Below are 24055 nucleotides of genomic sequence, written 5' to 3'. Positions count from 1 at the left end.
CCGTGAGGAACAACAAGGCGCAGTACGTCCCGGGGCACGGCCTCCTGAAGGGCCGCACGGCCGTCATCACCGCCGCGGCAGGAGCCGGAATCGGCGGCGCGACCGCCCGCAAGTTCCTGGAGGAGGGCGCGCACATCGTCATCAGCGACGCGCACGCCCGCCGTCTGAAGGAGACGCAGAAGGCGCTCGCCGCGGAGTTCGGGGACGGGGCCGTCGCCTCACTGCCCTGCGACGTCACCGACGAGGCACAGGTCCTGGCCCTGTTCGAGAAGGCGGAACGGGAGCACGGCGGCCTCGACATCGTCGTCAACAACGCGGGGCTCGGCGGCACGGCGGCTCTCGTCGACATGAGCGACGAGCAGTGGGGAAAGGTCCTCGACGTCACCCTGAACGGCACGTTCCGCTGCACCCGGGCCGCCCTGCGCTCGTATCGGGCGGCCGGCCGCGGCGGAGTGATCGTCAACAACTCCTCCGTCGTCGGCTGGCGCGCCCAGGCCGGTCAGGCCCACTACGCCGCAGCGAAGGCCGGCGTCATGGCGCTCACCCGGTGCGCGGCGATCGAGGCCGCGGAGTACGGCGTGCGCGTCAACGCCGTCGCCCCCAGCCTGGCCATGCACCCGCATCTGGTGAAGGTCACCTCGGCCGAACTGCTTCAGGAGCTGACCGCCAAGGAGGCGTTCGGCCGGCACGCCGAGCCGTGGGAGATCGCCAACACCATCGTCTTCCTGGCCAGCGGTTACTCCTCGTACCTCACCGGTGAGGTCGTCTCCATCAGCAGTCAGCATGCGTAGGACGAGAATGGACACGTGCCGAACAACAGCAAGACGGACAACAGCAGGCCCGACAGCACCAAGCCGACCAGCGGCACCAAGCCGAGCAGTGGCAAGAAGCCGAGCGGTGGCAAGAAGAAGAGTCAGGTGACCGCCACCCCGCCCGAGCGGCGCCAGGAGCTCCTCGACACCGCCGCCGAGGTGTTCGCCGCCCAGGGATACAACGCCACCACCGTCCGCAAGATCGCGGACCGGGCGGGGATGCTCGCGGGCAGCCTCTACTACCACTTCGATTCCAAGGAGTCGATGGTCGACGAGATCCTCTCCACCTTTTTGGACGAGCTCTGGCAGGGGTACGACACCGTGCTCGCCGCCGGACTCGGCCCCAGGGAGACCATCGAGGCACTGGTCACCGAGTCCTTCCGGGAGATCGACCGGCACCGCGCCGCCGTCGCGATCTACCAGAAGGAGTCCCGGCACCTGGCCGCACAGCCCCGCTTCCACTACCTCACCGAATCGCAGCAGAAGTTCGAGAAGGCGTGGCTGGGGACGCTGGAGCGCGGGGTCGCCGACCAGGTCTTCCGTGCGGACCTGGACATCCGGCTCACGTACCGCTTTGTGCGCGACACGGTGTGGGTCGCGGCGTCCTGGTACCGGCCGGGCGGACAGCACAGCCCCGAGGAGATCGCCCGGCAGTACCTGTCGATGGTGCTGGACGGAATCGCCGTACGCAGATGACCGAACGAGGAGCTGTCATGGCCGAGGCCTACATAGTCGAAGCGGTACGCACCCCGGTGGGCAGGCGCAAGGGAGGCCTGGCGGGCGTCCATCCGGCCGACCTGGGCGCGCATGTCCTCATGGCCCTGGTCGCGCGCTCCGGAGTCGACCCGTCCGCCGTCGAGGACGTCGTCTTCGGCTGCCTGGACACCGTGGGCCCGCAGGCCGGCGACATCGCCCGCACGGCGTGGCTGGCCGCCGGGCTGCCCGAGGAGGTGCCGGGCGTGACGATCGACCGGCAGTGCGGGTCCTCGCAGCAGGCGGTGCACTTCGCGGCGCAGGGCGTGCTGTCCGGCACCCAGGACCTGGTGGTCGCGGGCGGCACCCAGAACATGACGCAGATCCCGATCGCCTTCGCGTCCCGGCAGGCCGCCGAGCCCCTGGGACTGACCGAGGGCCCGTTCGCAGGCAGCGAGGGCTGGCGCGCCCGGTACGGCGACCAGCCGGTCAACCAGTTCCACGGCGCGCAGCTGATCGCCGAGAAGTGGGGGATCTCGCGGCGCGACATGGAGGAGTTCGCGCTCACCTCCCACCGTCGGGCGGTCCGCGCGATCGACGAGGGCCGCTTCGACCGGGAACTGGTGGCGTACGGCGAGGTGAGCGTGGACGAGGGCCCGCGCCGCGACACCACCCTGGAGAAGATGGCGGGCCTGAAGCCGGTTCTGGAGGGCGGCACCATCACCGCTGCCTGCTCCTCCCAGGTCTCGGACGGCGCGGCGGCGATGCTGATCGCGAGTGAGCGGGCCGTCGCCGAGCACGGGCTCACCCCGCGGGCCCGTGTCCACCACCTGTCGGTGCGGGGCGAGGATCCGATCCGGATGCTGTCGGCCCCGATCCCCGCGACGGCGTACGCGCTGAAGAAGACGGGCATGACCATCGCCGACATCGACCTGGTCGAGATCAACGAGGCGTTCGCGCCCGTGGTGCTCGCCTGGCTGAAGGAGACCGGCGCGGACCCCGACAGGGTCAACGTCAACGGCGGCGCCATCGCGCTGGGTCATCCGCTGGGCGCCACGGGGGTGAAGCTGATGACGACGCTGCTCCATGAACTGGAGCGCACAGGGGGCCGGTTCGGTCTGCAGACAATGTGCGAGGGCGGCGGACAGGCCAACGTCACGATCATCGAGCGGCTGTGACCTGCGACCACTCGCTCGGGCGACACGGGCCTTCCGGGCCGGGGCATGCTACGGTGAGGGCGTTGCAGTTTTGGTACCCATGAACTCTGTGTGCGCCTGACGGGAATGCTTCCTCAGGCGCATATTTTGTTTGCCGGATTCTCCGGATGGGGCTCAATGCAGCGACGGGAAATGCACGAAGTGTGTATTTCCGGCTTGCCCCTGTTTTAGGAGAATGACATGGCTACTGGAACCGTGAAGTGGTTCAACTCGGAAAAGGGCTTCGGCTTCATTGAGCAGGACGGCGGCGGCGCCGACGTCTTCGCCCACTACTCGAACATCGCCACCCAGGGCTTCCGTGAGCTCCAGGAGGGCCAGAAGGTTTCCTTCGACGTCACGCAGGGCCAGAAGGGCCCGCAGGCGGAGAACATCGTCCCGGCCTAATTGCTGGACGCGAACCTCGCAGCCGGGGCCCGCACCGTCAAGGTGCGGGCCTCGGCTTGTGCTGTCTCACATGCCCAGGAGGGCAATATCCGCATGACTCGCTCCGAACGCCCGGCCCGCCCGACCCGACAGCGCCCGGTCAATTCCCGCGCCAAGGGCCCTGTGAAGGGTTCCGGCAAGGCTCCCGCCCGCAAGGTGGCGCCCCCGCAGGAATTCACGCTGCCGGAATCCATTACTCCCGCGCTGCCTGCCGTCGAGGCGTTCGACGAGCTGGACATGCCGGCCGCCCTGCTGAAGACCCTCGCGGCCCAGGGCGTGACCGAGCCCTTCCCGATCCAGGGCGCCACCCTGCCGAACTCCCTCGCCGGCCGCGACATCCTCGGCCGCGGGCGCACCGGCTCGGGCAAGACGCTCGCCTTCGGTCTCGCACTGCTCGCCCGCACCGCGGGCCGGCGTGCCGAGCCGCGGGCGCCGCTCGCGCTCGTCCTCGTACCGACGCGTGAGCTGGCGCAGCAGGTCACCGACGCCCTCTCGCCGTACGCCACCTCGGTGCAGCTTCGCCTGGCCACGGTCGTCGGCGGACTGTCGATCTCCAAGCAGGCGGGCACGCTGCGGCGCGGCGCCGAGGTGGTCGTGGCCACGCCCGGCCGCCTCAAGGACCTGATCGAGCGCGGCGACTGCGCGCTCGACCAGGTGGCGATCACCGTGCTGGACGAGGCCGACCAGATGGCCGACATGGGCTTTATGCCGCAGGTCACGGCGCTGCTCAAGCAGGTCGAGCCGGACGGTCAGCGGATGCTGTTCTCCGCGACCCTGGACAAGAACATCGACCGTCTCGTACGGATGTTCCTGACCGACCCCGTCGTGCACTCCGTCGACCCGTCCGCAGGCGCGGTGACCACGATGGAGCACCATGTGCTGCACGTCGCGGACGAGACCGACAAGAAGGCCGTGGCCACCCGCATCGCGGCCCGCGACGGCCGGGTGATCCTCTTCGTGGACACCAAGCGTGCGGCGGACCGCTTCGCCAAGCGGCTGCTGTCCAGCGGCGTACGTGCGGCTGCGCTCCACGGCGGCCGCTCGCAGCCGCAGCGCAACCGCACGCTCGACCAGTTCAAGAACGGGCAGGTCACCGCTCTGGTGGCGACCAATGTGGCGGCCCGCGGCATCCATGTCGACGATCTCGACCTGGTCGTCAACGTCGATCCGCCCGTCGACCACAAGGACTACCTGCACCGCGGCGGACGCACCGCCAGGGCGGGCGAGTCCGGCAGTGTCGTGACGCTGGTGCTCCCCGAGCAGCGGCGCGAGATGACCCGGCTGATGGTGGACGCGGGCATCAGCCCGCGCACGGCCAGGGTCAAGTCCAGCGACGAAGAGCTGGCCCGCATCACCGGTGCGCGTGAGCCCTCCGGTGTCGCTGTCACCGTCGAGGTGCCGCAGCCCGTCGTGCCGCAGCAGCGGCCGCAGCGGCGCCGTGCCCAGGTCCCGGGCCAGGGACAGGGCGGTGGCCGTGGCGCGCAGGGCGGCGGTGGCGGCGGCGGTCGTGGCCGGCGCGGTGGCCAGGGCGGCGGCCAGGGCGGCGGCCAGGCCCGGCAGGGCGGGCGTCCTGGGCGCGGTGCGCAGGGCGGGCGCCGAACCGCGGCGTAGACCGGCGGCCCTGTCGGGGCTCCGCCCCGAACCCCGCGCCTCGATCGCGGCCTCGATCGCCGGCGGGGCTGACAACGTCAGCCCGTCCGGCGATCGAGGACGTACGGGGAGGGGTGCACCTCCCGGCTACGGGAAGGGGCGGGGCGGGGGAGAGAACCGCGGCAGCGCGTCGAGTGCCCGCGTCGCCTCGGACATCACGCGCGCGACAAGCTCCTCGCAGCTCGGCAGATCCTCGATCAGCCCCGCGACCTGCCCGGAAGCCATCACGCCGAGGTCGGTGCGGCCCTCGACCATGGATGCCTTCAGCAGCATGGGGGTGTTGGCCGCGAGCAGGACCTGGCTCCAGGTCAGGTCCTTGTCGTGCTTCATGGCCAGTCCGTCGCGGATCATCTGTGACCAGGACAGGCCCGAGATCCTCCTGAAGCCGGCGGCACGGCGGACGGCCTGTGCCAGCGCCCTCGTACGGCCCGCCCGTTCGAGGGAGTCGACGAGTTCCGTACGGAGCATCCGGTGCGGCAGCCCGTCGACGGCGGTGGTGACGGTGATGTCCTTGACGGTCGCGGCGAGGTACACGGCCTTCACCGCGTCCGGGACGGTCGAGTCCGAGGTGAGCAGGAAACGCGTGCCCATGGCGATGCCCGCCGCCCCGTAGGCGAGCGCCGCGACCAGGCCGCGCCCGTCGTGGAAGCCGCCCGCCGCGATCACCGGGATGTCCACCGCATCGACAACCTGCGGAAGCAGCACGGTCGTTGCCACGTCGCCGGTGTGGCCGCCGCCCTCGCCGCCCTGCACGATCACCGCGTCCGCGCCCCAGGCCGCGACCTTCTCCGCATGCCGACGGGCCCCGATGGAGGGGATGACGACCACGCCCGCGTCCTTGAGCTCGGCGATCAGTCCACGGGAGGGCGCCAGGGCGAAGGAGGCGACCTTCACTTCTTCGTCGATGATGATCCGGACCCGGTCGCGGGCATCGCCCGCGTCGGCGCGGAGATTGACCCCGAAGGGCGCCTCCGTACGGGACTTCACCTCGCGGACGGACTGCCGCAGCTGTTCGGTGGTCATCGTTGCGGAGGCGAGGATGCCGAGCGCGCCCGCGTTGGCGGAGGCGGAGACCAGCCGCGGCCCGGCCACCCACCCCATGCCGGTCTGTACGAGGGGGTGCCGTACGCCGGTCAGCCGGGTGAGGGCCGTCTCCATCACGCCCTGACCTCACGATCGCGCAGCCCGCCCGGGTCGATGACCTCGCGGATGAGACGCAGCTCCTCGGGGCCGGGCTCGCGGGTGTACGGGATGTCCTGGCCGGTCATGAGGACGAACCCGGTTGCCTCACGGACCCGCTCCACCGTGACGCCCGGATGCAGGGACGCGAGCCGCATCGAGCGGTCGGGGGTCGCGAAGTCGAAGACACCGAGGTCGGAGACGACCCGCGGGATGCGGTGGTAGCGGGTCGCGCTCGGACCGGCGGCGGCCGCGCTGTCGTATCCGACGCCGCTCACCATATCGACGCGTTCGACGAAGACCCTCGTGGAGTGTTTCGGCACCCAGTAACTCACCGGATTGTTGAGGGTGTTGACGGGTGCGCCGCGTACACCGAGAAGCTGGCGTGCGGGCCGCTCCCAGTCGCCGATGCAGGAGATGTTCTGGTTGCCGAAGCGGTCGATCTGGCTCGCGCCCATCATCACGTGGCGCCTGCCGCCGGTCACCATGGCGAGATGGCGGCGGTAGGGCAGCCAGCCCTCCGCCGACCCGTCGGGGCCGACAAGCAGCGCTTCGCCGTCCGTGAGCAGCAGATCGGGGGAGAAGGTGCGTTTGGCGAGCCGGGCGCCGATGGACGGGATGGCGCCCATAGGGCTGGCGAGGATCTCGCCCGCGTCGCGCCAGGCCTCGGCACAGGCGACGACGCAGTACTCGGCACGGGACACGGTCACGGTGCTCACTGCTGCTCCTTGTGCCATGCCGCGACGGCGGACCGGTAGGCGTGTTCGTCGCCGGACAGGAAGCGTTCGGCGAACTCCGGCCAGGGGGTGGTCGCGTAGTGGCGCTGGAATGTCTCGTCGCGGTCGTAGTCGGGGGCGCACGAGGTGAAGTGCGCGCCGTTGGGTGCCTCGACCACTCCGGTCACCGCGTGCCGGCTGACGAGCAGGGTCTGCGGCGCCGCGTCCTTGGTGAGCTCGGCAGTCTCCACCAGTTGCTCGCAGGAGATGTACGCGGTGTCGGCGGCCTCGCAGAACAGGTCGTCGAAGTACGGGTCGGGGCCGAGGTACTGGCCGTTTCCGAGCCTGTCCGCGCGGTTGAGGTGGACCAGCGCCGCGTCCATCCGCAGGGCGGGCATCGCGACGAACTCCTCGCCGTCCTCGTACGGTGAGGTGACCGTACGGAGCCCGGGGTTGACACGCATGACGTCGGAGCCGAGGCCGGCGCGCACGGGGAGGAACGGCAGCCGGTTGGCGGCCGCGTGCAGGCCCCACATGAACATTGCCTCGTCGATCTCGGTGAGTGCGAGGTCGCCGCACTGGCGGGCGGCACGGAAGTGCGGTTCGAGGGGGATCGAGTCGAGGGTGACGAAGGCCGTGACGAGCTTGCGGATCCGGCCGGCGGCGGCGAGGAGGCCGACGTCGGGGCCGCCGTACGAGACGACGGTGAGATCGGTGATGCCGGACCGGAGCAGTGCTCGCACCAGGGCCATCGGTTTGCGGCGGGAGCCCCAGCCGCCGATCCCGAGCGTCATCCCGCTGCTCAGCCGGGCGACCACCTCGTCGGGCGTCATGGTCTTGTCGGTCACGACTGCTCTTCCTTCCCGAAGGTGTCGCGGACGCGGTCGGCGACCCCGCTGAGGTTGGCCTCGAAGGTGAAGCCCTGCTCGAAGCGGTAACTGCGGCGTACGTCGACGGGGTCGATGCCGTTGATGGCGGCCTTGGCCAGCCGGATGAGGCAGCTGTCCTTCCGCGCGATCTCCCGCGCCAGCTCCAGTGCGGCCGCCGCCAGTTCGTCGCGCGGGACGACCTTCCAGACCGAGCCGTGGGCGTGCAGCTCCTGCGCGGTGGCGGTGCGCGAGGTGTAGTACAGCGCGCGCATCAGATGCTGGGGGACAAGGCGGGCGAGATGGGTGGCCGCGCCGAGGGCGCCCCGGTCCAGCTCGGGCAGTCCGAAGGTGGCGTCGTCGGAGGCGACGATCGCGTCCGCGTTGCCGACGAGGCCGATGCCGCCGCCCAGGCAGAAGCCGTTCACCGCGGCGACGACGGGCACCTCGCACTCGTACACCGCGGCGAACGCCTCGGAGCAGCCGCGGTTCGCGCCGATCAGGGCGGTGTGTCCGGTGTCGCGCTGCATCTCCTTGATGTCGACACCCGCGTTGAAGCCCCGTCCCGCGGCGGCCAGCACGACACAGCGGATCTGCGGGTCGCGTCCGGCCGCGCGCAGCGCGTCGGCGAGGTCGTACCAGCCCTGTACGGGAAGGGCGTTGACGGGTGGGAAGTCGACCGTGACGAGGGAGATGCCCTTCTCAGGGCTTGCGGTGGAGACACCCATGAGCGGATCAGCTACCTTTCCACCAAACATTTGTTAGGTGAGGAAGGTAGCAGCCGATGGAGCTGGACGGGAGGGTTGCCGTCGTCACCGGCGGCACGCGGGGCGTGGGCGCGGGCATCGCGCGGGCGTTCCTGCGGGCGGGCGCCGAGGTGGTGGTCTGTGCCCGCAGAGCGCCCGAAGCCCCCGTTGCCGGGGCCGAGTTCGTACCGCTCGACGTGCGCGATCCGGCTGCGGTGGGGGAGTTCTTCGACAAGGTCGCGGTGCGGTACGGCCGACTGGACACCCTGGTCAACAATGCGGGCGGGACACCGTACCGGCTGCTCGGTGCAGGCGACGCCGCCCGCCACGCCCGGGTGATCGAGCTCAATCTCACCGCGCCGCTGACCGCGTCACTCGCGGCGTACGAGCTTCTCAAGGCGGCCCGTGGGTCGATCGTGATGATCGGCAGCGTCAGTGGCGGCCGCCCGTCGCCGGGGTCGGCGGCGTACGGGGCGGCGAAGGCCGGACTGGAGAATCTGGCCCGCTCCATGGCTGTGGAGTGGGCGCCCGAGGTACGGGTGAACACACTCGTCCTCGGCATGGTCCGCACCGAGCTGTCCCGGCTGCACTACGGGGATGAGGAGGGGATCGCGGCGGTCGGTCGCACCGTGCCCCTGGGGCGGCTGGCGGAGCCCTCGGAGATCGGTGACGCGGCCGTCTTCCTCGCCTCGGAGCGGGCGGCCTATGTGAGCGGGGCCTCGCTGCTCGTGCACGGGGGCGGGGAGCGCCCCGCCTTCCTCGATGCCGCAACTGTCAACAAGGAGACGTGAGATGACCCGAATCTGCGAGGGGCGTGTGGTGATCGTGACGGGTGCCGGGCGCGGTCTCGGGCGGGCCCATGCGCTCGCCTTCGCCGCCGAGGGCGCGAAGGTCGTCGTCAACGACCTGGGCGTGGGCCTGGACGGGGCGGGTTGCTCCACCGGCCCGGCCCAGCAGGTCGTCGACGAGATCCGGGCGGCGGGCGGCGAAGCGCTGGCGCACGGCGGCGACATCGCGACGACGGAGGGTGCCACGTCTCTCGTCGCCGCCGCACTGGAGACGTACGGCCGGCTCGACACCCTGGTCAACAACGCGGGTTTTCTGCGTGACCGGATGCTCGTCAACCTCGGCGAGGACGACTGGGACGCCGTGATGCGGGTGCATCTGAAGGGCCATTTCCTGCCGCTCAAGCATGCCGCCGCGCACTGGCGTTCCGAGGCCGGGGCGGGGCGGCCGGTGGCGGCCCGGGTGGTCAACACGACATCCGGGGCAGGGTTGCTGGGCAGCGTCGGCCAGGGCAACTATGCGGCCGCCAAGGCCGGAATCATCGGCCTGACCCTGGTCGCGTCGGCCGAGATGGGCCGGTACGGCGTGCAGGTCAACGCCATCGCGCCGGCGGCCCGTACCCGTATGACGGAGGAGTTCTTCGCGGGTCTTTCCGCCCTGCCCGAGGATGTCTCACCGCTCGTCGTCTGGCTCGGCTCCGACGCCAGTACGGGCGTGAGCGGCCGGGTCTTCGAGGTGGAGGCAGGCCGCATCACTGTCATGGAAGGCTGGCGGCCGGGCCCCACCGCCGACAAGGGTGCGCGCCGGACTCCGGCCGAGGCGGGTGCGGCAGCGCTGGAACTGCTCGCGGAGGCCGAGCCGCCGCAGCCCGTGTACGGCCTGCGGTAGCCGCGCGGACAACGGGTGAAGTTCCCGTGCCGATGGGGCCGAGTAGCGTTAACTTCCGGGAAATTCGGCCAAGTTGTCATTGACGCGTCAAGGTCTACGCGCATCAATGGTGCGTATGCGAATCCCCCCACGAATCGCCACGCTCGGCGGCGTCGCCGCCCTTGTCTCGACCCTGCTCATCGGCGGACAGGCCGCGGCCGCACCGGAGTTCACCTCCGCCGCCGTCGGTGAGATCTGCTACTCCGACCTCCCCTCGCAGGCGCACGACACCCTCGGCCTGATCGAGTCGGACGGGCCGTTCCCGTATCCCCAGGACGGCACCGTCTTCCAGAACCGCGAGGGCATCCTGCCGTCGCAGTCGACCGGCTACTACCACGAGTACACCGTCAAGACGCCGGGCTCGTCCCACCGGGGCGCCCGCCGCCTCGTCACCGGCGACGAGGCACAGGAGGAGGACTACTACACCGCCGACCACTACGAGTCGTTCGACCTCGTCGACCACGGCTGCTGAGCCAGGAAACCTCCTTCCCCGGTAACCTCCGCCCCGTGACCAGGACCTATGTGATCGACGGGGCGGAGGTCGCCGGCCTGGAGAGCTTCTGGCAGGTGATCGGCGAAGCCGTGAACGGGCCGGGCGGATACTTCGGCCGCAACCTCGACGCCTTCGCGGACTGCCTCGGCGGCGGCTTCGGGACGCCGGACGACGGCGACTTCGTCATCGAGTGGCGCGACCACGAACTCTCCCGCCGGGCGCTGGGGCGGGACGAGACCGTACGACAGCTTCGGCTGCGGCTGGGCCGAGTCCATCCGCAGAACAGGGCCGCGGTCCAGGAGGAGCTGGACCGGGCGGAGGCGGGGCAGGGTGCGACCGTCTTCGACTGGCTGGTGCGGATCATGGAGGAGCGGGCGCCGGGTGCGCTGCGGCTCCGGTGAGGCCGGGCCGAACCGGCAGGCCGGGCGCGGCAGGTGTACGGAACCGGGCCGAACCGGCAGGCCGGGCGCGGGCAGGCGTACGGAACCGGGCCGACCGAGCCCGCGCCGCCTCCACTGCCGCCACGGACAGAGCCGCAGGCGCGGGCAGGCGTACGGAACCGGGCCGACCGAGCCCGCGCCGCCTCCACTGCCGCCACGGGCAGAGCCGCAGGCGCGGGTGCGCCGGGATCCGTCAGCGGCAGCGCGGCGACGTTCCTTCCAGGCGGCGCCTGAGCCGCTCGTCCTGTATGTGCCGCACGGCATCCGCGGCGGTGTCGCGGGCGTAGCCGTCCGGGTCCTCGTCCGCCAGCAGGCGCGTCAACGCCTGAGCGGCACGGGGATCCTGACGCATCGCCAGCCCCCTGGCCGCCTCGGCCGCGGTGTCCGCGTCCGGGTCGTTGAGCCGTGCCGCGAGCGCCTCGCGGATCCGGTGCGTATCGGCTTCCACGCCCGCCAGCGCCATGGTCGCCCAGTCCCTGACATGGGCGTCCGCGTCCCGGCTCATCGCGATCAGCGTCTCGATGCCGTCCGCATGGTCGTTCGGCACGAGCCCGCCCAGCGCCAGCGCCACCCGGTGACGCACCTCCGCATCCGGATGCCCGGCATGCCGCAGGATCTCGGGCAGCGCGGCCGGATCCCCGTGGTGGCCGAGCCCGAGGACAACCGCCTGGATCAATTCCGGCTCCTGCGCCTCACGGGACAACTCGCGCAGCAAGGGCAACGCCCGCGCGGCGAACGGCCGCCGGGGCCCGGGGTGTCCGTCCGCCGTCACCGTGCTCGTGAAGCCCAGTTGCGCCAGTACGTCCGCCGCGAATGCCTGCCGCAGCGGGTCGTCGCTCGCGCACCAGGCCGCCGCAGCCTGGAAGGTCTCCTCGTCGCCGCGCCGCCACAGCGCCGTCACCGACTCGATCCAGTCGTCCTGGTCCGGGTCCCCGCAGCGCAGGGCGCGTTCGGCCAGGTCCGCGTACGGCGTCTGGATCCCCAGCTCGCCCTCCAGCAGCGTGGCGATCGCACCGTGGCCGGTCTGCTGCTCATTGCCCGCCATGGGCTCGCCGTCCCGCAGCAGTTCGACGACGACGGTGACCCCGCCGTCCTCCTCGACCCGCCGCGAGTCGGCCTCGTACCCCTCGCTTTCCCCGTACGCCCGCAGCAGCCCCTCCCGCAGCTCCCGCTCCACATCCCGTACGAGCCATTGCCGGGCCTCCGCCAGTGCCGCGTCCTTCGACGCGGCGCCGTGCCGCAGCAGTGCCCGCACCGTCGACGGGGAGCCGCGGCGGGCGGCCGACACCAGCGGCGGCTCACCGTTCGGGCCCGGCAGATCGGGGTCGGCGCCGTACTCCAGCAGCGCCTCGACCGTTGCGGCGTGCCCCTGGCCCACCGCCCAGGCCATGGCCGTGAAGCCGTACGCCTCCGGCAGATCGGGCCGGGCGCCCGCGGCGAGCAGCGCCCGGACCACCTCGGTGTGCCCGCCGACCGCGGCCCCGCACAGCGGAAGGTCCCCGGCGTCGGGGCCGCCGGCCCGCTCGGGCGCGGCGCCCGCGGCCAGCAGCAGCCGCACGATGCCCACCTCGTCGCTCACCGCCGCCAGATAGAGCGGCGTCTGCCCGTCCTCGTCGGTCGCATCGACGGGTATCCCGGCCCTGAGCAGCCCCACGACGACGTCGTCCTCGCCGGCGTGCACCGCCTCGAACAGGTCGGCCACGCCTGCTGTCGGCTCTTTCGTCATGCTTCGACCCTACGGTCGTCCGGTCAGGTGTCGCATTCGAGGATGGTCCGGCACAGCCCGCAGCGGGCGCGCACCCGCCCCCGCACGGGAACGCGGATGCGCTGGAGGCAGGTGGGGCACGGGAAGGAGACGCGCATCCCGTCGGGGTCGCTTTCGAAGGCGTACGCGACGGAGTCGTCCGGCGGGGCAGGGTCCGGATGCTCCCTGGCGTGGCGTCGGTCCTTGGCGTAGCGGTGCCGGCCCGTCCAGCCCGCGGTGGTCAGCGGGGGCTGCTGGGCGTCGCGCAGCGCCTGGGCACGGCCCTTGGTGTACGCCGTGTATCCCTGCGGGCTGGTGAACCACGGCGAGGGATCCTCGTCGAGGGCGATCGCCCGTTTGGCCAGTACATACCCGAACTCCTCGGGCGTGAGGTAGCCCAGTTTCTGGCTGGAGACGCTGTCCTCGCGGAACGCGTCGAGCAGCAGCCAGCCCGCGCCGAGGTAGGTGGTCGCGGTGTCGGTGAGGATCTCGTTGTCCCGGGTGCCGGGGAACGAGAGGTCCAGTCTGTGCAGCAGCACATGCATGATCTCGTGCGCGAGGGCAGCGCCGATGTCCCGGCGGTGTGTACGGAAGCGGTCGTTGAGCTCGATGAAGTACTCGGGACCCGCGGTGAGTTCGACGCTTGCGGCATGGCGCATTTCGCGGAAGCTCACGATCATCCGCGCGTCGGGCAGCCGCAGATGCTGGACGAGGGCGCGGGCGACGCGCTGTGCGCCGAGGTGCAGATCGTCCTGGTCGGCGAAGGCCACATCGGCCGGCAGGACGCTGGGGGCGTAGGAGTGCACGCCCTCGGGGGACAGCCGCCGGTAGAGCGCGGTGATCGCCGCCCGCACGGTGTCGAGATGCGGGAAGCCGCGTACCACCTCGCTGCCGTTCACCACGTTCCGTACCCCCTGTGCGCGACGGTCGGCCGGACTCAACTGTACGGGGGCAGGGGGCGAATCCCCGCTGATGACCATGGCCGAAAACTGCTCCTTGTGGGGCGGCTGATCCACTCTCCATAATCCGGATCACGCTTTGTCGGGCCCATGTCAGCACTGGACCGTGCTGCGCGGGTTCGCCATCCGCGTACCTTTCAACCCCCCACGAAAGGCAGTCCGTTGAAGCAACTTCTGCGCGTGCTCAAGAGATGCGCCGCGGCCGGCGCCGTCGCTCTCGCCGCGATCAGCCTCTCGCCCAGCTCTGCTGCCGCCGCTCCGCCGCCCGTCGTCGGCGGAACTCCGGCCGCTCAGGGAGAGTTCCCCTTCATGGTCCGGCTCTCCATGGGCTGTGGCGGCTCGCTCTACGCCAAGGACATCGTCCTGACCGCCGCTCACTGTGTGAACGGCTCCGGAAACAACACCAGCATCACCGCGACCGCGGGCGTCGTCGACCTGCAGAGCTCCAACGCCATCAAGGTCAGGTCGACCAAGGTCCTCCAGGCTCCCGGCTACAACGGCACGGGCAAGGACTGGGCGCTGATCAAGCTCGCCAAGCCGATCAACCTGCCCACCCTGAAGATCGCCGACACGACGGCGTACAACAGCGGCACCTTCACCGTGGCCGGCTGGGGCGGAACCCGCGAGGGCGGCGCCCAGCAGCGCTACCTCCGCAAGGCCACGGTGCCGTTCGTCTCGGACGCCAGCTGCAAGCAGTCGTACCCCGAGCTCGTGGCCGGCGAGGAGATCTGCGCCGGGTTCCCGCAGGGCGGCGTCGACACCTGCCAGGGTGACTCCGGCGGCCCGATGTTCCGCAAGGACAACGGCGGCGCATGGATCCAGGTCGGCATCGTCAGCTGGGGCCAGGGCTGCGCACGGCCCAACTACCCGGGTGTCTACAGCGAGGTGTCCACCTTCGCCGCCACCATCAAGTCGGAAGCGGCAAAGCTCTAGCACGTGAGAGGGAGGGGCAGGTGCCGGACGCGTCGGTCCGGCATCTGCCCCTCTGTTGTACGGCAGGACCCGCAGGACGGCAGGGCGGGTGAACGGCGGGGCGGCTGCGCGGCGGTACGGCTCAGGAGAGGCGAACAACCCTCTCGCCAACGCCAACGCCAACGCCATCGCCCTCAGGCGCTCCCGCGCTCTCCAGCTCCAGCACCCACACCTCGTTCGTGCCCGCGCGCAGCACCGGCCCGGGGACGTACAGCGCGCGCTGCGGGCCCACCGACCAGTAGCGGCCGAGATTGAAGCCGTTCACCCAGACGAAGCCGCGCCCCCAGCCCGGCAGTTCCAGCGACGCGTCGCCCGGAGAGCTCACCTCGAAGGCGCCCCGGTACAGGCCCGGTGCCCACTCCCCGGCCGCGCGGAAGGGCACCTTGGCGACCGCGCCCGCCTCCTCGAACGCATCCAGCCGCAGCCCCCGCGCCCGTACGCCGTGCAGATACTGCCGCTCGTGCAGTACGCCGCCGGTGATCCCCTTGGACTCGCCAGTGCGCGGCCCGTAGTTGACGCGCCCCAGCGACTCCACCCACAGTTCCACTGCCGCGGGCCCCGCCACCGGCTCCTCCAGCACCGTGTTCTCGCCGTTCAGCACACCGGCCCGTACCCCGTCGACGTACACAACGGCCCGGTCCCGCAGACCCGGGAGGCTCAGCGGATACGGCTGCCGCGGTCCCGGGACGTCGACCCGGTAGCGGACGAGACCGCGGTCCACGTCCAGCTCTTCGAAGGACGGCGGCACGGGAGTCTCCGTCTCCGGCCCGCCGAGCACCTCCAGTACGTCCCCCAGCGGCGCCCACTCGGCGAGCTCCGCCCGCACCGGGGTGCCGAGCCGGGCGGGGGCGGGCGGCGGCTCCGGCAGCGGCCCCTCCCCGTACTGCGCGAGCACCTCCCGGAACAGCCAGAACTTCTCCGTCGGCCGCCCGGACTCGTCGACCGGCGCGTCGTAGTCGTACGACGTGACGTCCGGCTGGAGCTCGGCCATGTGCAGTGCGCCGCCACCCCGGTTGGCTCCCGCCCAGCCGGCGAAGTTCGTGCCGCCGTGCGCCATGTAGATGTTGACCGAGGCGCCGCACTCCAGGATCTCGCGCAGCGCTGCCGCGGCGTCCGCCGGATCGCGTACGACATGGTCCCCGCCCCAGTGGTCGAACCAGCCGCACCAGAACTCCATGGACATCAGCGGCCCGGTGGGCCGATGGCGGCGCAGCGTCTCGAACGCCTCCCGCGCGCCGGACCCGAAGTTCGCCGTCGCGAGCACGCCCGGCACCGAACCGCCGGTCAGCATATGGTCCTCGGGCCCGTCGGAGGTGAACAGCGGGACCGTCACTCCGCAGCTCTGCAGCAGTTCCACGAGGTGGCGCAGATAGCCCTGGTCGGAGCCGTAACTGCCGTACTCGTTCTCGACCTGAACCATGATCACCGGCCCGCCGAGTCCGATCTGGCGCTCCACGACCTGCGGCAGCAGCCGCGTGAACCACCGCTCCACATGCCCCAGGTACTCGGCGTCGTCCGTGCGCGCGCGCCGTCCGAGGCGGCCGGTCAGCCAGTGCGGCAGCCCGCCGTTCTCCCACTCGGCGCAGATGTACGGCCCCGGGCGCACGATCGCGCACAGCCCCGCAGCGTGCGCGGCGTCCAGGAACCGCCCCAGCGCCTCCGCGTCGGCGTACCGGCCGGGCTCGGGCTCGTGCAGGTTCCACGGGACGTACGTCTCGACGCAGTTCAGCCCCATGGCCCGCAGCATCGCCAGCCGGTGGTCCCACTGTGCCTCGTGCACCCGGAAGTAGTGCAGCGCCCCCGACAGCAGCCGCACCGGCCGCCCGTCCACCAGAAAGTCCGTATCACCGACCGTGAACTCAGCCACGTTCCGCCCCTCACTTGGTCACGTACCGCGACCAACGATCGCCCCCTGGCGGTGAGCCGGTCCATGGACAAAGATCGGCGCTGTTTGGACGCAAGGACCCAATCCCGGCCTCCGGCGCCCCCACGGGAAGGACAGAGGCGGATGTACCACACCTGGATGCGCTATTTCACACCGAGCCCGGTCCATCACCGCCTCGGTCTCGTCTGCCTAGGCGTCGGCCTCCAGCACGGAGCCCTGCCCACCGTCGGCCCCCGCACCCTCGACCACCATGTCGCCGTGGTGATCAGCGCCGGCCGCGGCTGGTTCCGCGGCACCGACGGACGGCGCACGACCGTCACCGCGCCCGCCCTGATCTGGCTCACCCCCGGTGTCCCGCACCACTACGGCCCCGATCCGGCCGCCGGCTGGGACGAGAGCTTCGTCGACTTCTCCGGGCCCGCCACCGTCACCTACACGGAACTGGGCTACATAGAGCCCGACCGGCCCGTCGTCCCGCTCTCCGACGCCGCCGGGGCCCGCGCCGCCGTGGGCAGGATCGTCCGCGCCGCCCGCCGTGGTAACCCGCTCCTGGAGGTCGAGACGGGCGCCGCCGTCCATGAGCTCCTCGTCGCCCTGCGCCGCGCCCGCGCCGACACCAATGCCGAGGGCGACCCGGTCCTCGCCGCGCTCGCCCGCGATGCCTTCCAACCGCTCTCCGTTGCCGAGCACGCCGCCCGGCACGGCATGACCCCCGCCGAGCTGCGCACCGCCGTACGACGCGGCGCGGGCTGCAGCCCCAAGGACTACCTCCTCGGCATCCGCCTCGGCCGGGCCAAGGAGCTGCTCGCGGCCACCGAGCTGCCCGTCGCCGCCGTCGCCCGCCGCGTCGGCTACGAGGACCCGGCGTACTTCTCCCGGCTGTTCACCCGCCGCGTCGGCATCGCGCCCATCCGCTTCCGGGAGCAGCAGGGCCGCGCCGTTCCCGGCGGCTGGAGCACCCGGATCCCAGACCCTGAACACCCGCCGACGATCGTCACGTCACCGACGTAAGCTCGCTGACCATGACCACGAGGGACATCGACGAGTCCGTACGCGCCGAACTGAACCGGCTGCGGGAGAGCATCGACAACATCGACGCGGCTGTCGTCCATATGCTCGCCGAACGCTTCAAGTGCACCCAGCAGGTCGGCCACCTCAAGGCGGAGCACCATCTGCCGCCGGCCGACGCGGCCCGGGAGGCGCGCCAGATCGAGCGGCTGCGGCAGCTGGCGGAGAGCGCCAAACTGGACCCGGCCTTCGCCGAGAAGCTGCTGAACTTCATCATCGCCGAGGTCATCCGCCACCACGAGACCATCGCGGCCAAGCCGTCGGCCCCGCACGACACCTGAGGAGCCCGCCTCGCGGGGCCAGGACGGGAGCGTCGCCGGTGCCGGTGCCGGTGCCGGTGCCGGTGCGGGTGCCGGTGCGGGGGCCGGGGCGTCGCCGGTGCAGGGGCGGGGCGGCCGCGGTTCGCCGCCCACGAGATCCAGGCGTTCCTCCTCGAGGTGACCGCGATCGGCAGCCTGTGCCGGTGGGGCTTCGCCCCGTGACAGCGCCGGTGTCCGCCTGCTCTTCGGCACCGTGACGCCACCGGCCACCGGGCGTCGCCGCACAGTGACGCCACCGGCCGCCGCTTTGTGGGCCTGCTCACCTCCCCAAGTGCGCGCGTCCGGCTACCACTCGCGGGCGTTCTGCCCGTCAAGGCCGTCGTGCGGCGGCGCGGCCCGCGCGCTGTACGCACCGGGGCGCACCGCCATCGCGGTCGTCCTCACCGCCGTACTCCTCGCGAACACCGCAGTGGCCGACATCACGCGCCGCCGACCGGTGCGCTGACAGCGAACTGCCAACCCCGTGTACCGGACGCGACCCATCAGGCAGCATGGCTCCCATGCCCGTACTGACGCGCGACGAAGCGCAGACCCGAGCCCAGCTCCTCGATGTCCACCGGTACACGATCGACCTCGATCTCACCACCGGCGTGGAGACCTTCGACTCCCGCACCGTCATCCGGTTCACCGCGCGGACGGCCGGGGACACCTTCGTCGAGCTCAAGCCCGCCGCGCTGCGCTTCATCACCCTCGACGGGCAGCCCCTGGACCCCGAGTCGCTCGTCGAGAACCGGCTCGCGCTCACCGGCCTCAGCGCCGGGGAGCACGAGCTGCGCATCGAGGCGGACATGCGCTACTCCCGCACCGGCGAGGGCATGCACCGCTTCACCGACCCCACCGACGGCGAGACGTACGTCTACACCCAGCTCTTCATGGATGACGTCCAGCGCGTCTTCGCCGCCTTCGACCAGCCCGACCTCAAGGCCGTTTTCGAGCTGTCCGTCACCGCCCCCGAGGGCTGGAGCGTCCTCGGCAACGGCATCGCCACCCACACCGGTGACGGCCGCTGGACCTGCGCGGCAACGCCGCCGCTCGCCACCTACTTCGTGGCGGTCGCCGCCGGCCCCTGGCACTCCGTACGCACCGAGCACGCCGGTCTGCCCTTCGGAATCCACTGCCGCCGCTCGCTCGCGCCGTACCTCGACGCCGACGCCGACGAGATCCTCGAGATCACGCGCCAGTGCTACGACCGGTACCACGAGAAGTTCGAGGAGCCGTACCCCTTCGACTCGTACGACCAGGCCTTCGTGCCCGAGTTCAACGCCGGGGCGATGGAGAACCCGGGCCTGGTCACCTTCCGCGACGAGTTCATCTACCGCTCCGCCGTCACCGACACCCAGCGCCAGACCCGCGCCATGGTCATCGCCCACGAGATGGCCCACATGTGGTTCGGTGACCTCGTCACGCTCAGGTGGTGGGACGACATCTGGCTGAACGAGTCCTTCGCCGAGTACATGGGCTACCAGACGCTCACCGAGGCCACCCGCTTCACCGACACCTGGGTGGACTTCGCCATCGCGCGCAAGTCATGGGGCTACGACGCCGACCAGCGGCCCTCCACCCACCCCGTCGCTCCCGACCCGGCCGCCGTCCCGGACACCGCGTCCGCAATGCTCAACTTCGACGGAATCTCGTACGCCAAGGGCGCCTCGGCCCTGCGTCAGCTGGTCACCTGGCTGGGGGAGAAGGACTTCCTCGCCGGCATCAACACCCACTTCGCCCGGCACAGGTTCGGCAATGCCACCCTCGCCGACTTCATCGACTCCCTCGCGCACGCCACGGACCGCGATGTGCATGCGTGGGCGGAGGCATGGCTGCGTACCTCCGGTGTCGACACGCTCACCCCGTCCGTCGCCGAGTCCAACGGCACCTGGTCGCTGGACATCGCGCGCGACGGCAGCCGCCCGCACCGGATCGCGGTCGGCGCCTACGACGTCGACCCGGTCGACGCGGACCGGCTCGTGCTGCGCGACCGCCTCGAACTGGACGTCCCGCAGAGCCGGAACAGCAGCCAGAACGGCAGCCGCCCCGGCCGTCGCCCCGCTCTCGTCGTCCTCAACGACGGCGACGTCAGCTACGCCAAGGTCCGCCTGGACGCGGTCTCCTGGGCGACGGCGGTACGTGCCCTCTCTGGTGTCCCGGACCCGCTGACGCGTGCCGTCATCTGGAACGCCGCCCGCGACATGGTCCGCGACGGCGAACTGGCCCCCACCGCCTACCTGGACGCCGCCCGCGCCCACCTCCCGCGCGAGCAGGACCTCGCCGTCGTCCAGGGCGTCCTCGCCTTCGCCGCCGGCCAGATCGCCGACTGCTACCTCCCGGCCGACCAGCGTCCCGCGGCCCTCGCCACGATCAGGGGCCTCTGCCGCGACCTGATGCGCCGCACGGAGGACGGCAACGGTTCCGGCCTGCGCCTCACCGCCGTACGCCACTTCATCGACTCCGCCGCCCAGCCCGAGAGTCTCCAGGAGTGGCTCGCCGACGGCAGCGTCCCCGGCGGTCCGGAGCTCGACCCCGAGCTGCGCTGGCGCATCCTCACCCGCCTCGCCGTCCTCGGCGCGATCGAGGACCCGGTGATCGCGGCGGAACTGAACCGCGACCCCAGCGCCACCGGCCAGGAGGGCGCGGCCCGCTGCCGCGCAGCCCTGCCCACACCCGAGGCGAAGGCGGCCGCGTGGGAGCAGCTCTTCACCTCCGACGGCCTCTCCAACTACCTCTTCACCGCCACGGCCCAGGGCTTCTGGCAGCCGGAACAGGCCGACCTGGTCCGGGAGTACGTGCCCCGCTACTATCCGGCCTCGGTAGCGCTCGCCGCCCGCCGCGGCCCCGCCATCGCGGAGGCCGCGGGCCGCTACGGCTTCCCGCTGCACGCGGTGGACGCCGAGGCCCTGAGCCTGGGCGAGGAGTGTCTGCGCGACGCGGACATGCTGCCGGCACTGCGCCGCAAGCTCGTCGACCAACTCGACGACCTGCGCCGGGCACTGGCGGTACGCGCCGGTTAGCCGACATCCCGGGGCTCCGCCCCCGGGTGCCGCTCCTCGATCGCCGCACGGGCTGACGGGCTGAAACGTCAGCCCGTGCGGCGAACGCGGGCCGGGGCCTCGGGAGATGCCCCGGTCCGGGAAGGAGCGGCCGGCGGGAACAGGCCCGCGCAGTGGCATCCATCCGGATCTCTGCCCCCGGACCCTCATAGCAGGGCTCCCGGAACCAACTCCTCCGCACCTCACGGCAATACCACTTTCGGGTTCAGATCGTTGAGCTCTGTGGGCACACCGCCAGATCCCCCGTACACCCTGGTGTGTCACCCCAGCGCTCCCCGAAGGACCCGCATGAGCACGCTCCCGCCCGGCCCGCCCCTCGCCGGAGGCATCGCAGGCCCCGATGGGCTGCGGCCGCTGCTCGCCGTCGTGCTCGACGCGCTCCGCGACGGCGCGACAGCCCGCGGCGGCCCGCTCCCGGCGGGCGGGCCCGACGCCGTCACCGCGTGGGTGCGCGAGGCCGCCGAGCCCGTGCTGCCCGAACACGGCACCGGCGCCGAGGAAGCCCTGCGCACCCTCGTGACCGCCGTCGCGCGCGGCGCCGCCGACCCCGCCGATCCGCTGTGCGCCGCCCATCTGCACACCCCGCCGCTCGCCCTCGCCGTCGCCGCCGATCTGGCCGCGTCCGCGCTCAACCCCTCCATGGACTCCTGGGACCAGGCCCCTGCCGCGTCCGAGCTGGAGGCCGTTCTCACCCGTGCGCTCGCCGCCGAGGTCTATCCGCACGCGAAGGACCCCGACGCCCTGGTCACCACCGGCGGCACGGAGTCCAACCAGCTCGGCCTGCTGCTCGCCCGCGAACGGCACGGCGCGGTCCAGGTGATCTGCGGGGCCGGTACCCACCACTCCGTACAACGCGCCGCCTGGCTGCTGGGGCTGCCCGAGCCGGTGCTCGTCCCGGGGCCCTCCGACGGGCTCGACCTCGCCGCCCTCGACCAGGCCCTCACCGATCTGCACGGGCCGCTGCTCGTCGCCGCCACCGCGGGCACCACCGACACCGGGCGGATCGATCCGCTCGCCGAGATCGCCGACCTGTGCGAGCGCCACCGGGCCGAGCTGCACATCGATGCCGCGTACGGCGGACCGCTGCTCTTCAGTCAGGAACACCGCGCCAGGCTGGCGGGCCTGGAGCGCGCCCACTCCGTCACCCTCGATCTGCACAAACTCGGCTGGCAGCCGGTCGCCGCCGGGCTGCTCGCCGTACCGGACCGGGCCGGCCTCGCCGCCCTCGGCCACACCGCCGACTACCTCAACGCCGACGACGACACCGAAGCCGGCCTGCCCGACCTGCTGGGCCGCTCCCTGCGGACGACCCGCCGCCCCGACATCCTCAAGGTCGCCGTCACCCTCAGAGCGCTCGGCCGCACCGGGCTCGGCGCGCTCGTCGACCGCACCTGCGCCGCTGCCCGTCAGCTCGCCGACCTGGTGGAGAAGACCCCCGGCCTGGAGCTGTACGAGCGGCCCCCGATCTCCACCGTCCTGTTCCGCCCCACCGGGGCCACCGACGAGCAGACCGCCGCCATCCGCCGCACCCTGCTCACCGGGGGCCGAGCGGTCATCGGCCGGGCCCGCGCCGACGGAAGGCTCTGGCTCAAGGCCACCCTCCTCAATCCCCATGCCACCCCCGGCGATCTGACAGCTCTGATTCAAGAAGTCCTGATCGAACTCGTACTCGTGGAAGGCGGCACCCCCGATGACCGGCATGCCCGCAACCGAACTCGACCAGCCTCATGACCTCGTGGGCGTCGGCATCGGCCCGTTCAATCTCTCCCTCGCCGCGCTCGCCGACGGGATCCACGGTGGTCTCGCCACCGCCTTCTACGAGCAGCGGCCCGCCTTCAACTGGCACCCCGGCCTGCTGATCGAGGGCTCCACGCTCCAAGTCCCGTTCCTGGCGGACCTGGTGACGCTGGCCGACCCGGCCAGCCCCTGGACGTTCCTCAACTACCTGCGCTACCGGGACCGGCTCTTCCCCTTCTACTTCGCCGAGCGGTTCCACATCCAGCGCGCCGAATACGACGCCTACTGCCGCTGGGTCAGCGACAACCTCTCCGGCCTCTACTTCGGCCACCAGATCGACGCCGTCCGCTGGAACACCGAACGGTCCCTCTTCGAGGTCGACTTCACCCAGCTCGACGCGGAGGGCGAGGCGGAGGCGCTGGGCCGCACATACACACGGCACATCGCGCTCGGGGTGGGCACCGAGCCGTACGTCCCCGAGCCGCTGCGGCCGCTCGTCGACGCACCCGCTGCCCCCGTCTTCCACTCCGCGGACTATCTGGCGAACCGCGACCGGCTGCTGGCCGCCGAGCACATCACGGTCATCGGCTCGGGACAGTCGGGCGCCGAGGTCTTCCTCGACCTGCTGCGGGCCCGCCCGGCGGGCGCCGAGAAGATCCACTGGATGGCGCGTACGGAGGCGTTCGCGCCGATGGAGTACTCCAAGCTCGGCCTGGAGCACTTCACCCCCGACTACACCCGTTACTTCCACGCCCTGCCCGAGCCGACGCGTGACGCGCTGGTCCCGCGCCAGTGGCAGCTCCACAAGGGCATCGACGCGGACACCATCGCCGCGATCCACGACGAGCTCTACCGCCGCACGCTGCACGGCGGCTGGCCCGACGCCGTCCTGACCCCCGGAGTCTGCGTGCGTACCGCGGGCCGGGTCGCCACCACCATGGTGGAGCTGCACCTCGAGCACATCCAGCAGGCCACCCGCTCCCGCCTCACCACCAACGCCGTGGTCCTGGCGACCGGCTACCGGGAGCGGCCGCTCGACCGGGTGCTGGCCGGCCTCGAACCGTATGTGCTGAGGGACGCGTCCGGACGCCCGCGTATCGACGACCGGTTCCGGCTCGTCCTCGACCGCTCGGTGACCGGCTCGGTATACGTACAGAACGCCGAACGGCACACGCACGGCGTCGGCGCGCCCGACCTCGGTCTCGCCGCCTGGCGAAGCGCCAGCATCCTCAACTCCCTCACCGGCAAGGAGCCCTACCCGCTGCCGCAGCGCACCGCCTTCACCAGCTTCGGACTGGAACGGCGCGAGGCGCCCAGAATCCCCGGACAGGCACCGGAGCTCACGCCCCTGGCACAGGGAATCTGAACGCCTCGCACGCCA

23 protein-coding genes are annotated in these 24055 nt (G+C 71.6%); 16 read left to right on the top strand and 7 right to left on the bottom strand.

Annotated features, from left to right (window positions below; genetic code table 11):
* The first annotated feature begins 2 nt into the window (after nucleotides 1-2).
* From OG883_RS21355 to OG883_RS21335, 5 genes are all read left to right on the top strand, one after another.
* A complete protein-coding gene (locus tag OG883_RS21355) occupies nucleotides 3-791 on the top strand; it encodes an SDR family oxidoreductase (RefSeq protein WP_266543239.1) in 789 nt (262 codons plus the stop codon).
* A 126-nt stretch (nucleotides 792-917) separates the two neighbouring features.
* Nucleotides 918-1508: a TetR/AcrR family transcriptional regulator gene (locus tag OG883_RS21350; protein ID WP_266549283.1), complete on the top strand. Its 591-nt coding sequence runs from the start codon at nucleotides 918-920 to the stop codon at nucleotides 1506-1508.
* 17 nt (nucleotides 1509-1525) lie between these two features.
* Entirely contained in the window at nucleotides 1526-2683 is a 1158-nt protein-coding gene (locus tag OG883_RS21345) for an acetyl-CoA C-acetyltransferase (protein ID WP_266543237.1), read from the top strand.
* Between the two features lie 219 nt (nucleotides 2684-2902).
* Nucleotides 2903-3106 (top strand): cold-shock protein, encoded by a 204-nt coding sequence (locus OG883_RS21340; protein WP_015607926.1) that lies wholly within the window; start codon nucleotides 2903-2905, stop codon nucleotides 3104-3106.
* A 93-nt stretch (nucleotides 3107-3199) separates the two neighbouring features.
* On the top strand, nucleotides 3200-4756 hold the full coding sequence (locus OG883_RS21335) for a DEAD/DEAH box helicase (protein WP_266543235.1): 1557 nt from the start codon (nucleotides 3200-3202) through the stop codon (nucleotides 4754-4756).
* Between the two features lie 126 nt (nucleotides 4757-4882).
* Here OG883_RS21335 and OG883_RS21330 read toward each other — a convergent pair whose 3' ends face one another.
* From OG883_RS21330 to OG883_RS21315, 4 genes are read right to left on the bottom strand one after another with little or no spacing between them, the layout of a single operon-like run.
* On the bottom strand, nucleotides 4883-5953 hold the full coding sequence (locus OG883_RS21330) for a nitronate monooxygenase family protein (RefSeq protein WP_266549280.1): 1071 nt from the start codon (nucleotides 5951-5953) through the stop codon (nucleotides 4883-4885).
* On the bottom strand, nucleotides 5953-6711 hold the full coding sequence (locus tag OG883_RS21325) for a CoA-transferase subunit beta (protein ID WP_266543233.1): 759 nt from the start codon (nucleotides 6709-6711) through the stop codon (nucleotides 5953-5955). The genes OG883_RS21330 and OG883_RS21325 overlap by 1 nt, the downstream gene beginning before the upstream one ends.
* Nucleotides 6690-7538 (bottom strand): CoA transferase subunit A, encoded by an 849-nt coding sequence (locus tag OG883_RS21320; RefSeq protein ID WP_266543231.1) that lies wholly within the window; start codon nucleotides 7536-7538, stop codon nucleotides 6690-6692. The genes OG883_RS21325 and OG883_RS21320 overlap by 22 nt, the downstream gene beginning before the upstream one ends.
* Complete coding sequence (locus tag OG883_RS21315; protein WP_266543229.1) at nucleotides 7535-8284, bottom strand: enoyl-CoA hydratase family protein; 750 nt, start codon at nucleotides 8282-8284, stop codon at nucleotides 7535-7537. The genes OG883_RS21320 and OG883_RS21315 overlap by 4 nt, the downstream gene beginning before the upstream one ends.
* A gap of 56 nt (nucleotides 8285-8340) precedes the next feature.
* Here OG883_RS21315 and OG883_RS21310 point away from each other — a divergent pair, with 56 nt between their 5' ends.
* The 4 genes from OG883_RS21310 to OG883_RS21295 all read left to right on the top strand — a co-directional run bounded on the left by OG883_RS21310 (nucleotide 8341) and on the right by OG883_RS21295 (nucleotide 10909).
* Nucleotides 8341-9093, top strand: coding sequence for an SDR family oxidoreductase (locus tag OG883_RS21310; protein ID WP_266543227.1), 753 nt, complete (start codon nucleotides 8341-8343; stop codon nucleotides 9091-9093).
* A gap of 1 nt (nucleotide 9094) precedes the next feature.
* On the top strand, nucleotides 9095-9976 hold the full coding sequence (locus OG883_RS21305; RefSeq protein WP_266543225.1) for an SDR family oxidoreductase: 882 nt from the start codon (nucleotides 9095-9097) through the stop codon (nucleotides 9974-9976).
* A 115-nt stretch (nucleotides 9977-10091) separates the two neighbouring features.
* The gene (locus OG883_RS21300; RefSeq protein ID WP_266549278.1) at nucleotides 10092-10487 is read left to right on the top strand and encodes a ribonuclease; all 396 of its coding nucleotides are present in this window, start codon (nucleotides 10092-10094) and stop codon (nucleotides 10485-10487) included.
* 35 nt (nucleotides 10488-10522) lie between these two features.
* Nucleotides 10523-10909 (top strand): barstar family protein, encoded by a 387-nt coding sequence (locus OG883_RS21295; RefSeq protein ID WP_266543223.1) that lies wholly within the window; start codon nucleotides 10523-10525, stop codon nucleotides 10907-10909.
* A 232-nt stretch (nucleotides 10910-11141) separates the two neighbouring features.
* On the opposite strand, the gene OG883_RS21290 is transcribed toward OG883_RS21295, so the two are convergent.
* A complete protein-coding gene (locus OG883_RS21290; RefSeq protein ID WP_266543221.1) occupies nucleotides 11142-12674 on the bottom strand; it encodes a HEAT repeat domain-containing protein in 1533 nt (510 codons plus the stop codon).
* A 23-nt stretch (nucleotides 12675-12697) separates the two neighbouring features.
* A complete protein-coding gene (locus OG883_RS21285; RefSeq protein ID WP_266549276.1) occupies nucleotides 12698-13594 on the bottom strand; it encodes a hypothetical protein in 897 nt (298 codons plus the stop codon).
* Nucleotides 13595-13813: 219 nt separating this feature from the next.
* Between OG883_RS21285 and OG883_RS21280 the strand changes: the two genes are divergently transcribed.
* A complete protein-coding gene (locus tag OG883_RS21280) occupies nucleotides 13814-14584 on the top strand; it encodes a trypsin-like serine protease (protein WP_266543219.1) in 771 nt (256 codons plus the stop codon).
* Nucleotides 14585-14705: 121 nt separating this feature from the next.
* On the opposite strand, the gene OG883_RS21275 is transcribed toward OG883_RS21280, so the two are convergent.
* The gene (locus OG883_RS21275; protein WP_266543217.1) at nucleotides 14706-16490 is read right to left on the bottom strand and encodes a beta-galactosidase; all 1785 of its coding nucleotides are present in this window, start codon (nucleotides 16488-16490) and stop codon (nucleotides 14706-14708) included.
* Between the two features lie 141 nt (nucleotides 16491-16631).
* Between OG883_RS21275 and OG883_RS21270 the strand changes: the two genes are divergently transcribed.
* The 6 genes from OG883_RS21270 (at nucleotide 16632) to OG883_RS21245 (ending at nucleotide 24040) form a co-directional block, all read left to right on the top strand.
* Nucleotides 16632-17519: an AraC family transcriptional regulator gene (locus tag OG883_RS21270; protein ID WP_266543216.1), complete on the top strand. Its 888-nt coding sequence runs from the start codon at nucleotides 16632-16634 to the stop codon at nucleotides 17517-17519.
* 11 nt (nucleotides 17520-17530) lie between these two features.
* Complete coding sequence (locus OG883_RS21265) at nucleotides 17531-17857, top strand: chorismate mutase (protein WP_266543215.1); 327 nt, start codon at nucleotides 17531-17533, stop codon at nucleotides 17855-17857.
* Between the two features lie 310 nt (nucleotides 17858-18167).
* A complete protein-coding gene (locus OG883_RS21260; RefSeq protein WP_266543213.1) occupies nucleotides 18168-18341 on the top strand; it encodes a hypothetical protein in 174 nt (57 codons plus the stop codon).
* Nucleotides 18342-18396: 55 nt separating this feature from the next.
* Nucleotides 18397-20898: an aminopeptidase N gene (gene pepN, locus OG883_RS21255; protein WP_266543211.1), complete on the top strand. Its 2502-nt coding sequence runs from the start codon at nucleotides 18397-18399 to the stop codon at nucleotides 20896-20898.
* A gap of 327 nt (nucleotides 20899-21225) precedes the next feature.
* Nucleotides 21226-22668, top strand: a complete 1443-nt coding sequence (locus tag OG883_RS21250; protein ID WP_266543209.1) for an aminotransferase class I/II-fold pyridoxal phosphate-dependent enzyme — start codon at nucleotides 21226-21228, stop codon at nucleotides 22666-22668.
* A complete protein-coding gene (locus OG883_RS21245; RefSeq protein ID WP_266543207.1) occupies nucleotides 22628-24040 on the top strand; it encodes a lysine N(6)-hydroxylase/L-ornithine N(5)-oxygenase family protein in 1413 nt (470 codons plus the stop codon). The genes OG883_RS21250 and OG883_RS21245 overlap by 41 nt, the downstream gene beginning before the upstream one ends.
* The last annotated feature ends 15 nt before the right edge of the window (nucleotides 24041-24055 follow it).

Origin of the sequence: Streptomyces sp. NBC_01142, from assembly GCF_026341125.1 — a bacterium.
Lineage (GTDB): Bacteria > Actinomycetota > Actinomycetes > Streptomycetales > Streptomycetaceae > Streptomyces.
Note: the sequence above shows the minus strand (reverse complement) of the source record. Positions and strands in the feature narration are given on the sequence as shown.